Raw genomic sequence first — 11863 nt, 5'->3', positions numbered from 1 at the left:
CGTCCGTGCGGTCTCAACGTCCTCACAGAACTCACTCGATCGTGTGAGTTTCATATGGGATTCATTGGGTGGGGACGGTACCGCATGGCGCCCGAGGAGGAAGTGCCCGGAGAGACATTGGCCCGTTAGGTTGCACTCATGAGCGAGGATGTACGACTGATCGCCTGGGTGCGAGGACGCGTCCAAGGTGTGGGTTTCCGCTGGTTCACGCGGGCCAAGGCCCTGGAGATCGGAAGCCTGAGTGGTTTTGCTCTCAATTTGGACGACGGCAGGGTCCAGGTGGTCGCGGAAGGGTCGCGAGAGGGCTGCGAGGGACTTCTGGACTGGCTTCAGGGCAACGACACGCCCGGGCGGGTGGACGGAGTCACCGAGATCTGGGACACACCCCGCGGGGGTTACGACGGCTTCGCCATCCGCTGAGCCGGTTCTGTAAAGCGGGCCCGGCACAAGCGGAGGGATCTGCCACCGGCAACTGCCCCGAGCAGAAATGAGCAGGTGGTTGCCAAGAACCCCACTGCGGTGGCAGGCTCCGCACCTAAGAATGATCGCCACGCCCCGAGGGGCCCGCAGGAGTCGCCGCACCGCCGCTTTCCGGCCGTGCGCCCCCGGGTTTGCCACCGATACGGGGCGTGATCGTGTTGACCGTCAAACTTTTTGGTGAGACGCTGAAAGCCCCGCGCACCTTAGCTGTTTGGCATGGCTGAACGGCAGCACAATTCCAAGCCTGCCAAGCAACCGCGGGTGCGAATCCCTCACGACCCACACCGCTTCGGTCGGTCACTCAGTGTGGAGGACCATCCATCATGGCAAAGGCGCTTCTCGGTTACGTCGGCGGCTCCGACCCGCGACTCCTCGCCGAGATGCGACGGCTCCAGCAGCGTGTCCAGGACCTGGAATCCGAGCTCGTACGGATCCAGGAGGAGAACGACGCGCTGACGGCTGCCGCTTCTCACGACAGGATCATGGAGAGCATCGACGCACACCAGGCGGAGCCTGCGCTCACCTGATCACTGCATCGCTCCACGACAGCACCAGCAGTGGTTGGGCGGCCCGTATCAACCGCTAAGTTCAACCGCTAAGTTGTCAACGGCTGGCCAGTCAGCCGTCGGGAAGTTGCAAGGGACGCTTCGGCGTCCCTTCTTTCTTGCCCCCGCCTTAATGCCTCGCGCATCCTTTCACCCTCTATAACGTCTGGTGTGCCCTGCACGTTCATCGGTGAAACCGTGCGTTCATGGAGCGAAACATCCCCGGAAGGTAGAGTCCAGCGGCGTGCACCTCAAGGCCCTGACCCTCCGCGGGTTCAAGTCGTTCGCCTCGGCGACCACGCTCCGGTTCGAGCCGGGCATCACGTGCGTCGTCGGGCCCAACGGCTCGGGCAAGTCCAATGTGGTGGACGCGCTCAGCTGGGTCATGGGCGAGCAGGGCGCCAAGTCGCTGCGCGGCGGCAAGATGGAGGACGTCATCTTCGCCGGCACCACCGGCCGCCCGCCGCTGGGCCGCGCCGAGGTGTCGCTGACCATCGACAACTCCGACGGGGCGCTGCCCATCGAGTACGCCGAGGTCACCATCACGCGGATCATGTTCCGCAACGGCGGCAGCGAGTACCAGATCAACGGCGACACGTGCCGCCTCCTCGACATCCAGGAACTGCTCTCCGACTCCGGCATCGGCCGCGAGATGCACGTCATCGTCGGCCAGGGCCAGCTCGACTCCGTCCTGCACGCCGACCCGATGGGCCGCCGCGCCTTCATCGAGGAGGCCGCGGGCGTCCTCAAGCACCGCAAGCGCAAGGAGAAGGCGCTCCGGAAGCTGGACGCGATGCAGGCCAACCTCGCGCGCGTGCAGGACCTCACGGACGAACTGCGCCGCCAGCTGAAGCCGCTGGGCCGGCAGGCGGCGGTCGCACGCAGGGCCGCGGTCATCCAGGCGGATCTGCGCGACGCCCGGCTCCGACTCCTCGCCGACGATCTCGTACGGCTGCGGGAGGCGCTGCAGGCCGAGGTCGCCGACGAGGCCGCGCTGAAGGAGCGCAAGGAGGCCGCCGAACAGGAGCTGAAGAAGGCGCTTCAGCGCGAGGCGCTCCTGGAGGACGAGGTACGCCGGCTCACGCCGCGCCTGCAGCGGGCCCAGCAGACCTGGTACGAGCTGTCCCAGCTGGCCGAGCGGGTGCGCGGCACGATCTCGCTGGCCGACGCGCGCGTGAAGAGCGCGACGTCCGCGCCGCCGGACGAGCGTCGGGGCCGCGACCCCGAGGACATGGAGCGCGAGGCCGCCCGGATCCGGGAGCAGGAGGCCGAGCTCGAAGCCGCGCTGGAGGCGGCCGAGCGGGCCCTTGAGGACACGATCGCCCACCGCGCCGAACTGGAGCGGGAGCTCGCCCTCGAAGAGCGCCGTCTGAAGGACGTCGCCCGCGCGATCGCCGACCGCCGTGAAGGGCTCGCCCGGCTGAACGGCCAGGTCAACGCGGCGCGCTCGCGGGCCGCCGCCGCCCAGTCCGAGATCGACCGGCTGGCCGCCGCCCGCGACGAGGCCCAGGAGCGTGCCTTCGCCGCCCAGGAGGAGTACGAGGCCCTGAAGGCCGAGGTCGACGGGCTCGACGCCGACGACGCGGAACTCGGCGAGCAGCACGACGCCGCGAAGGGGCGCCTGAGGGAGGCGGAGGCGGCCCTGACGGCGGCCCGCGAGGCGGCCACCGCGGCAGAACGCAGCCGCGCCGCGACCCAGGCCCGCCATGAGGCGCTCGCCCTCGGCCTGCGCCGCAAGGACGGCACAGGCGCGCTGCTCGGCGCGAAGGACCGCCTCACGGGACTGCTGGGCCCGGCTGCGGAACTGTTGACGGTGACGCCGGGCCATGAGGTGCCGCTGGCGGCGGCCTTCGGGGCGGCGGCGGACGCGATCGCGGTGACGTCTCCGTCTGCTGCGGCCGAGGCGATCCGGTTGTTGCGCAAGCAGGATGGCGGAAGGGCGGCCCTGCTGCTGGCGGGGGAGGCGGTGGACGCTTCGGCTGCAACGCCCCCAAGGGGCGCGGGGAACTGCGCGCCCAGCCACAACGCACCCGCAGACGCCGGACTCCAGGAATCGGCACCACCTGCGGCGAACTTCGTTCGTGGCCCTTCCGAACTCATGACCGCCGTACGCCGCCTCCTCCACGGCATCGTCGTCGTCGACACCCTCGAAGACGCCGAGGACCTCGTCTACACCCACCCCCACCTCACCGCCGTAACCGCCGAAGGCGACCTCCTCGGCGCCCACTTCGCGCACGGCGGCTCCGCAGGCGCCCCCAGCCTCCTCGAAGTACAGGCCTCCGTGGACGAGGCCGCCGCCGAACTCGAAGAGCTGGCCGTCCGCTGCGAGGAACTCACCGAGGCACAGCACGCGGCCGCCGAACAGCGCAAGGCATCCGCCGCGCTCGTGGAGGAGCTGGGGGAGCGGCGCAGGGCGGCGGACCGGGAGAAGTCGTCCGTGGCCCAGCAGCTCGGCCGGCTCGCCGGCCAGGCGCGGGGCGCGGCAGGGGAAGCGGAGCGCTCCGTCGCCGCCGCCGCACGGGCCCAGGAGTCGCTCGACAAGGCCCTGATGGAGGTCGAGGAACTGGCCGAGCGCCTCGCCGTCGCCGAGGAGATGCCGGTCGAGGAGGAGCCCGACACGTCGGTACGGGACCGTCTCGCGGCCGACGGGGCCAACGCCCGCCAGACCGAGATGGAGGCCCGCCTCCAGGCCCGTACGCACGAGGAACGCGTCAAGGGACTGGCCGGCCGCGCCGACTCCCTCGACCGCGCCGCCCGAGCGGAGCGGGACGCACGCGCGCGTGCCGAACAGCGACGGGCCCGGCTGCGCCACGAGGCGGCCGTCGCGGAAGCCGTCGCCTCCGGTACGCGGCAGCTGCTGTTGCACGTCGAGGTCTCCCTCGCCCGCGCCGACGAGGAGCGCACTGCCGCCGAGGCCGCCAAGGCGCGGCGCGAGCAGGAACTCACCGTCGCCCGTAACCAGGGCCGCGACCTCAAGGCCGAGCTCGACAAGCTGACCGACTCCGTGCACCGGGGCGAGGTGCTCGGCGCGGAGAAGCGGATGCGGATCGAGCAGCTGGAGACCAAGGCGCTGGAGGAGCTGGGCGTGGAGCCCGCCGGGCTCGTCTCCGAGTACGGCCCCCACCAGCTCGTACCGCCTTCCCTGGCCGCCGAGGGCGAGCAGCTTCCCGAGGATCCCGAGCACCCCCGCAACCAGCCCAAGCCGTTCGTGCGGGCCGAGCAGGAGAAGCGGCTCAAGGCCGCCGAGCGGGCCTACCAGCAGCTCGGCAAGGTCAATCCGCTCGCGCTGGAGGAGTTCGCGGCGCTGGAGGAACGGCACAAGTTCCTCAGTGAGCAGCTCGAAGACCTCAAGAAGACCCGCGCCGACCTGCTCCAGGTCGTCAAGGAGGTCGACGAACGCGTCGAGCAGGTCTTCACCGAGGCGTACTGGGACACGGCCCGGGAGTTCGAGGGCGTCTTCAGCCGGCTGTTCCCCGGCGGCGAGGGGCGGCTGATCCTGACCGACCCCGACAACATGCTCACCACGGGTGTCGATGTCGAGGCGCGTCCGCCCGGCAAGAAGGTCAAGCGGCTGTCGCTGCTCTCGGGTGGTGAGCGCTCACTCACCGCCGTGGCGATGCTGGTGTCGATCTTCAAGGCCCGCCCGAGCCCGTTCTACGTCATGGACGAGGTCGAGGCCGCCCTCGACGACACCAACCTCCAGCGGCTGATCCGCATCATGCAGGAGCTGCAGGAGGCCTCGCAGCTGATCGTGATCACACACCAGAAGCGCACGATGGAGGTCGCCGACGCGTTGTACGGCGTCTCGATGCAGGGCGATGGTGTGTCGAAGGTGATCAGCCAGCGGCTTCGCTGACGCCGTCAGCCGCCTTTCATTCAAGAGTCGAACACATTCCCCTCACCTGGGCGCTTCTATGTCACATCCGGGACCCCTTGACTTCGGAATCTGAAGACATAGGGTCAGCGACGTTGCTTTTGCCTTCACCCGGCAGCGTTGCCGGTGCCCGAGGAGTACACGTGACCAGCACAGCGCAGGCACCCACGTCAGGGGCCAGGACGGCTCAGCCCGAACATCTCGGGCACGTCGTCTTCATCACCGCGGCGGCCGCCATGGGCGGCTTCCTCTTCGGCTACGACAGTTCCGTCATCAACGGAGCCAACGGCGGCATCCAGGCCCGGTTCGACCTCAGCTCCGGTGTCACCGGTACCGTCGCCGCCAGCGCCCTGCTCGGCAGCGCCCTCGGCGCCGCGATCGCCGGCCGCATAGCCGACCGCATCGGCCGCATCCGCGTCATGCAGATCGCGGCGGTGCTGTTCGCCGTGAGTGCCGTCGGTTCCGGACTGCCGTTCGCCGCGTGGGACCTCGCCGCCTGGCGTGTCCTCGGCGGTATCGCCATCGGTATGGCCTCGGTCATCGGCCCGGCCTACATCGCCGAGGTCGCCCCGCCCGCCTACCGTGGCAGGCTCGCCTCGTTCCAGCAGGCCGCCATCGTCATCGGCATCGCCGTCTCCCAGTTGGTCAACTGGGCCATCCTGAACATGGCCGACGGCGAGGAGCGCGGCACGGTGGCGGGCCTGGAGGCCTGGCAGTGGATGCTCGGCGTGATGCTCGTGCCCGCCGTGGTCTACGGCCTGCTGTCCTTCGCCATCCCCGAGTCCCCGCGCTACCTGATCAGCGTCGGCCGTGTCGACGACGCGAAGAAGGTCCTCGCCGACGTCGAGGGCGACGCGAACCTGGACGCCCGGGTCGCCGAGATCGACCAGGCGATGCGCAGTGACCACAAGTCGACGTTCAAGGACCTGCTGGGCGGCCGCTTCGGGCTGCTGCCGATCGTGTGGATCGGTATCGGCCTCTCCGTCTTCCAGCAGCTGGTCGGCATCAACGTCATCTTCTACTACTCGAACCTGCTGTGGCAGTCCGTCGGCGTCGACCCGTCGAGCTCGTTCTTCTACTCGTTCGAGACCTCGATCATCAACATCATCGGCACCGTGATCGCGATGATCTTCGTGGACCGCATCGGCCGCAGGCCGCTCGCCCTCATCGGCTCCGTCGGCATGGGCATCTCGCTCGCGGCGGCCGCCTGGTCCTTCTCCTTCCAGCACGGCAACGACCCGCTGCCGACCGCGCAGGGCTACGTCGCGCTGATCGCCGCCAACGCCTTCGTCCTCTTCTTCGCCCTGTCCTGGGGCGTGGTCGTCTGGGTCATGCTCGGCGAGGTCTTCCCGAACAAGATCCGCGCCGCCGCCCTGGGCGTGGCCGCCTCGGCCCAGTGGATCGCCAACTGGGTGATCACGATCACCTTCCCGGACCTGTCGGACTGGAACCTGTCGCTCACCTACGTGGCATACGCGGTGTTCGCCTTCCTCTCCATCCCCTTCATCCTCAAGTTCGTGCCCGAGACCAAGGGCAAGAAGCTGGAGGAGATGGGCTGACCGGCCCCCGAACCCGGGGGGAAGGGCCAAGTCCCCGCTGCCCCTCTCCCCGTATCCCCGCCGCCGCCCCGGCTCGGCCACTGCCCGAGCCGGGGCGGCGGTGTCGTGTACGACGGGTCAGGCGCCGAGTCCCGGCAGCACCCGCTCGCAGAACAGCCGCAGACTCCGCCACCCCTCCTCCACGGGCATCCCGCCCGACAAGGGATGCAGCACGTAGTTGTCGAACCCCAGCGCCACGCACTCCTCAGGCGTCACGATCCGGTACACGCCCTCGGCGCGCAGCTCGTCCACCGTCGTGGCCGCCGACTTCACGGCGGACCGCACCTCGCCGGACTGCCAGGAGGCATACGTCCGCGCCTCGTGCAGGAAGTGCCGGCCGTGCTCGCCCCAGGCCCGGTCGGGGTCCTCGGCGATGTGCAGCAGGGGTGTCTCGGCGGCCGGCATCATGGTCCAGCCCTCGGTGCCGTACTCGACCAGCCGCTCCTTGTAATACGCCTCCAGCTCCGGCAGATGCGCGCTGGGGAAGAACGGCAGGCCGAGGCGGGCGGCCCGGCGGGCGGCGGCCTTCGAGGAGCCGCCGACCAGGAGCAGGGGGTGCGGGTCGGTGCAGGGGCGCGGGGTGACCCGCACCGTACGGCCGCGGTACTCGAACTCCTCGCCGGTCCACGCCTTCAGCAGCGTCTCCAGCAGCTCGTCCTGGAGTTTTCCGCGCCGCTTCCAGTCCACGTCGAACTGGGCGTACTCCTCGGGCCGGTACCCGATCCCGGCGACCGTCACCAGCCGCCCGCCGCTCAGCAGATCCAGCACCGCGATCTCCTCGGCCAGCCGCAGCGGGTCGTGCAGCGGACCGATGATCGCCGAGACGGTGACCGCGAGGCGCTCGGTCGCTCCGAAGACCGCGGCCGCGAAGGCGAACGGTGACGGCAGCCAGTTGTTCTCGGCGCCGTGATGCTCCTCCGTCTGCACGGTGGTGATCCCGTGCTTATCGGCGTACGCGGCCATCCGGACGGCGGCCTGGTAGCGGGCGGCCAGTGCGGCGGGGGTCGCGTCGGGCTCGACGAGGTTGAAGCGTACGACCGTGACGGGCATGGGGGTCCCCCTTCACCGGGCGAGTGTGAAGGCGGACGTTAGCTGACGGTGTGTCAGACATCCAGAGGGGTGTCGCAGGACTCCATGGCCGATACTGGACGGGTTATGGACATCGTCATCCTTGCTGTAGTCATCGCCGTGGTCGTGCTCGGCGCGCTCGGCGGGCTCATCGTCGGCAGCCGGCGCAAGAAGCCGCTGCCCCCGCCGCCGCCCGCCGCGCCCGACATCACCGCCCCTCCGGCCGAGCCGCACGTCGGCGACGAGGCCGAGACGCCGCGCGACGAACCGCGCCGGACCATAGAGGAGGTGGATCTTCCCGACGGCTCGACCGGGGTCGCCGTCGAGGAACCGCCCGTAGTCGAAGAGCTCCCGCCGACCGAGATCGAGGTCCCGGAGCCCACCGCCGGCCGCCTGATCCGTCTGCGCGCCCGGCTCTCCCGCTCCCAGAACGCCCTCGGCAAGGGGCTGCTCACGCTCCTGTCGCGCGAGCACCTCGACGAGGACACCTGGGAGGAGATCGAGGACACCCTGCTCACCGCCGACGTCGGCGTGGCTCCCACCCAGGAACTGGTCGAGGGACTGCGCGAGCGTGTGAAGGTCCTCGGCACCCGCACCCCCGCGGAGCTGCGCGGCCTGCTGCGCGAGGAACTCCTCAAGCTGGTCGGCACCGACTTCGACCGCACGGTCAAGACCGAGCCGGAGACCAGCAAGCCCGGCATCGTGATGGTCGTCGGCGTCAACGGCACCGGCAAGACCACCACCACCGGCAAGCTCGCCCGCGTCCTCGTGGCCGACGGCCGCAGCGTGGTCCTCGGCGCCGCCGACACCTTCCGTGCCGCCGCCGCCGACCAGCTCCAGACCTGGGGTGAGCGGGTCGGCGCCTACACCGTGCGCGGGCCGGAGGGCGGCGACCCCGCCTCCGTCGCCTTCGACGCGGTGAAGGAGGGCAAGGAGATGGGGTCCGACGTCGTCCTCATCGACACCGCCGGGCGCCTGCACACCAAGACCGGCCTCATGGACGAGCTCGGCAAGGTCAAGCGGGTCGTCGAGAAGCACGCTCCGCTGGACGAGGTGCTGCTCGTGCTGGACGCCACGACAGGGCAGAACGGCCTGGTCCAGGCCCGCGTCTTCGCCGAGGTCGTCGACATCACCGGCATCGTGCTCACCAAGCTGGACGGCACGGCCAAGGGCGGCATCGTGGTCGCGGTCCAGCGCGAGCTGGGCGTACCGGTGAAGCTGGTCGGGCTCGGCGAGGGCGCCGACGACCTGGCGCCGTTCGAGCCGGAGGCGTTCGTTGACGCCCTTATCGGCGAGTGAATTCACCTCACCTACGAAATTTCGTATGTGGTCGGTCGAAGAAGTGCCCGCCTCCCAAGGTGCATTTGGGAGACGGGCGCTTCGCTGTGTACACCTATGCGCGCGACCTGTGGGCCACGTAGGCCAAGGTCCCCAGCAGTAGCCGCGCAGCCGGTGGCTTCGTCGCCGTGTCCAGTGCCGGGGGTCGCAGCCAGCGCACCGGGCCCAGGCCGCCCCGGTCGGACGGCGGGGCCGTGATGTGCGTACCGGGGCCGAGGCCGCGCAGATCGAGGTGGGTCGGGTCGTCCCAGCCCATGCGGTAGAGGAGCTCGGGGAGCTCGGCTGCGGCGCCGGGGGCGACGAAGAAGTGGGCGCGGCCGTCGGGGGTCGCGGTGACCGGGCCGAGGGGGAGGCCCATGCGTTCGAGCCGGGCCAGCGCGCGGCGTCCGGCGGGCTCGGCCACCTCGATCACGTCGAACGCGCGCCCGACGGGCAGCATCACCGCGGCGCCCGGGACCTCTGCCCACGCCTTGCTGACCTCGTCGAGTGTGGCCCCGGCCGGAACCTCGGGCGCGAAGGCGAGGGGGTGTGCGCCGGGCGCGTCACAGTCGGAGTGGCCGCACGAACAGGCGCCCGCCGCGGCCCGCGCGCCCGGCACCACGTCCCAGCTCCACAAGCCGGTGAACTCGGCGACGGTGGTGCACTCCGAGGAACGGCCGCGTCGTCGCGAGCCGGATCGGATCTCCCGGATGCCGCCGATCGTGAAGCCCATGCCCCCTCCAACGGGTCCAGCGCGCCGGTGGTTACGACGCGGATGCGGAACGTGACCCTGTGTGTTCCCTGGGGTGACCGGTTGCCTCCTGGCTCCGCTCGGTTCACGCGGCGCTTTGAGGTGCTCAGGGTTGTGGACTCCGCGACGCACGCCCCAGAGTGCTTCGCTCTGCCCACTTCCGGTCGTCCCATGTCAAGTGAATCGCGTAGAGGCCACCGTTAGTTCATTCGAAGGGGTGGCGAATGGTGGCGATTCCGGGATCGCCATGGCTGGAGGCGTGATCGTAGGATTACTGTGAGTGCACACAGCTTCGGGGCACATGCGCTCGTGGGTATGCCGGGGGCAAGTCGGCTTTCCGTTCGAAGGGTGAGAACCGCCGGACGGCGACCGTATTTACCGGCATTCTGATAGGGCTTGGCGCACTCGGTGACAAGTGGTCCAAGGGATGGGGGCGTTCCAGTGAGCGGCAACAGCGGAAGCGGTACGAGTGCAGGTAGCGCATCGCACGCTGACAAGCGCCCGAACGAACTGCTCACGTCCTGGTTCGTGCGCAGCGGCTGGTCGAAGGGCGAACTCGCCCGTCAAGTGAACCGCCGCGCCCGCCAGTTGGGTGCCAACCACATCTCGACCGACACCTCCCGCGTACGCCGCTGGCTGGACGGCGAGAACCCCCGCGAGCCCATCCCGCGGATCCTGTCCGAGCTGTTCTCCGAGCGGTTCGGCTGCGTCGTCTCCGTCGAGGACCTCGGTCTGCGCGCCGCCCGTCAGTCACCCTCCGTGTCCGGTGTCGACCTGCCCTGGACGGGTCCGCAGACGGTGGCCCTGCTGAGCGAGTTCTCCCGCAGTGACCTGATGCTGGCGCGGCGCGGCTTTCTCGGGAGTTCGCTGGCCCTGTCCGCGGGCCCGGCGCTCATCGAGCCGATGCAGCGCTGGCTGGTCCCCGCCCCGCCCGCCCCGCACCACGAGACCCGGCCCGTCCCCTCCACACGTGCGCGTGGCCGCCTGTCCAAGCCCGAGCTGGACCTCCTGGAGTCCACCACCGTGATGTTCCGGCAGTGGGACGCCCAGTGCGGCGGCGGCCTGCGCCGCAAGGCGGTCGTCGGCCAGCTGCACGAGGTGACCGACCTGCTGCAGGAACCCCAGCCCGAGGCCACCACCCGCAAGCTGTTCAAGGTCGCCGCCGAGCTGGCCGAGCTGGCCGGCTGGATGTCCTACGACGTCGGACTGCAGCCGACCGCGCAGAAGTACTTCGTCCTCGCGCTGCACGCCGCCAAGGAGGCCGGTGACCGGCCGCTCGGCTCGTACATCCTCTCCAGCATGAGCCGCCAGATGATCCACCTCGGCCGGCCCGACGACGCCCTGGAGCTGATCCATCTCGCGCAGTACGGCAGCCGGGACTGCGCCGGCCCGCGCACCCAGTCGATGCTGTATGCGATGGAGGCCCGCGCCTACGCCAACATGGGCCAGCCCGGCAAGTGCAAGCGGGCGGTCCGGATGGCCGAGGACACCTTCACCGAGGCCGGGGACTGGGACGAGCCGGACCCCGACTGGATCCGCTTCTTCTCCGAGGCCGAGCTGTACGGCGAGAACTCCCACTCCTACCGCGACCTCGCCTATGTCGCCGGCCGCAGCCCGACGTACGCCTCGCTGGCCGAACCCGTGATGCAGCGGGCCGTGGACCTGTTCGAGAAGGACAGCGAGCACCAGCGGTCGTATGCGCTGAACCTGATCGGCATGGCCACGGTGCATCTGCTGCGTCGCGAGCCCGAGCAGAGCGCGGTCTACGCCGAGCAGGCCATGCGTATCGCCAAGAAGGTGCGCTCCGAGCGCGTCAACACTCGTATTCGAAAGACCGTCGACACGGCTGTGCGCGACTTCGGGGATCTCGCCGAGGTCGTGGACCTCACCGACCGGCTGTCGGTGGAACTGCCGGAGAGCGTCGAGGCGGTCTGAGCCCCGGGTCATTCCCGGAAACCCCCAGAACCCCGGCCGCGGCCGGCCCTCCCGAACTGCCCGACTCGGCTCCCCCATGCCAGGTCATCGGAAGGCCCGCCGCGGTCGGCTCTGCTCCTTCAACGAAGGTTGCGCCACGATAACGATCGCGCAGCCCAACATCTCGCAGTTCATCAACGCGTAACACGCACGGCACCTTCGTCACGGCGGCGAAACAACCAGGGGCGCCCACCGAAACCGCGCTGCGTCAATCTCGTGGCGCATAACCGGCCCGCCCCTCATTCCGCTCAGGCTT

The 11863-nt window shown here is 69.8% G+C and carries 8 protein-coding genes; 6 read left to right on the top strand and 2 right to left on the bottom strand.

The features are described 5' to 3' along the window. The first annotated feature begins 138 nt into the window (after window positions 1-138). From POF73_RS26180 to POF73_RS26165, 4 genes are all read left to right on the top strand, one after another. Window positions 139-420 carry an acylphosphatase gene (locus tag POF73_RS26180; protein ID WP_272120123.1) on the top strand — a complete coding sequence of 94 codons (282 nt, stop codon included), beginning with the start codon at window positions 139-141 and terminating at the stop codon, window positions 418-420. A gap of 383 nt (window positions 421-803) precedes the next feature. Continuing rightward, window positions 804-1007, top strand: a complete 204-nt coding sequence (locus POF73_RS26175) for a hypothetical protein (RefSeq protein ID WP_272120120.1) — start codon at window positions 804-806, stop codon at window positions 1005-1007. 262 nt (window positions 1008-1269) lie between these two features. After that, window positions 1270-4881: a chromosome segregation protein SMC gene (gene smc / locus POF73_RS26170; RefSeq protein WP_272120118.1), complete on the top strand. Its 3612-nt coding sequence runs from the start codon at window positions 1270-1272 to the stop codon at window positions 4879-4881. Between the two features lie 161 nt (window positions 4882-5042). Further along, complete coding sequence (locus POF73_RS26165) at window positions 5043-6458, top strand: sugar porter family MFS transporter (RefSeq protein ID WP_272120116.1); 1416 nt, start codon at window positions 5043-5045, stop codon at window positions 6456-6458. Between the two features lie 117 nt (window positions 6459-6575). Here POF73_RS26165 and POF73_RS26160 read toward each other — a convergent pair whose 3' ends face one another. After that, a complete protein-coding gene (locus POF73_RS26160) occupies window positions 6576-7547 on the bottom strand; it encodes an LLM class flavin-dependent oxidoreductase (RefSeq protein ID WP_272120114.1) in 972 nt (323 codons plus the stop codon). A 105-nt stretch (window positions 7548-7652) separates the two neighbouring features. Between POF73_RS26160 and ftsY the strand changes: the two genes are divergently transcribed. After that, window positions 7653-8864, top strand: coding sequence for a signal recognition particle-docking protein FtsY (ftsY, locus tag POF73_RS26155; RefSeq protein WP_272120112.1), 1212 nt, complete (start codon window positions 7653-7655; stop codon window positions 8862-8864). 94 nt (window positions 8865-8958) lie between these two features. On the opposite strand, the gene POF73_RS26150 is transcribed toward ftsY, so the two are convergent. After that, on the bottom strand, window positions 8959-9615 hold the full coding sequence (locus POF73_RS26150) for a bifunctional DNA primase/polymerase (RefSeq protein ID WP_272120110.1): 657 nt from the start codon (window positions 9613-9615) through the stop codon (window positions 8959-8961). Between the two features lie 459 nt (window positions 9616-10074). On the opposite strand from POF73_RS26150, the gene nsdA reads away from it, so the two are divergent. Continuing rightward, on the top strand, window positions 10075-11568 hold the full coding sequence (nsdA, locus tag POF73_RS26145) for a transcriptional repressor NsdA (RefSeq protein ID WP_272120108.1): 1494 nt from the start codon (window positions 10075-10077) through the stop codon (window positions 11566-11568). Window positions 11569-11863: the final 295 nt, after the last annotated feature.

Source organism: Streptomyces sp. HD (assembly GCF_028369295.1).
Taxonomy (GTDB): domain Bacteria; phylum Actinomycetota; class Actinomycetes; order Streptomycetales; family Streptomycetaceae; genus Streptomyces.
The sequence above is the reverse complement of the archived record's forward strand: the minus strand, read 5'-3'. Positions and strand labels throughout refer to the sequence as shown.

What these genes read in the sequence shown, in the direction of transcription:
- POF73_RS26180 (WP_272120123.1), top strand. Translation starts at nt 139, where the DNA reads ATGAGCGAGGATGTACGACTGATCGCCTGGGTGCGAGGACGCGTCCAA.
- POF73_RS26175 (WP_272120120.1), top strand. Translation starts at nt 804, where the DNA reads ATGGCAAAGGCGCTTCTCGGTTACGTCGGCGGCTCCGACCCGCGACTC.
- POF73_RS26160 (WP_272120114.1), bottom strand. Translation starts at nt 7,547, where the DNA reads ATGCCCGTCACGGTCGTACGCTTCAACCTCGTCGAGCCCGACGCGACC.
- ftsY (WP_272120112.1), top strand. Translation starts at nt 7,653, where the DNA reads ATGGACATCGTCATCCTTGCTGTAGTCATCGCCGTGGTCGTGCTCGGC.
- POF73_RS26150 (WP_272120110.1), bottom strand. Translation starts at nt 9,615, where the DNA reads ATGGGCTTCACGATCGGCGGCATCCGGGAGATCCGATCCGGCTCGCGA.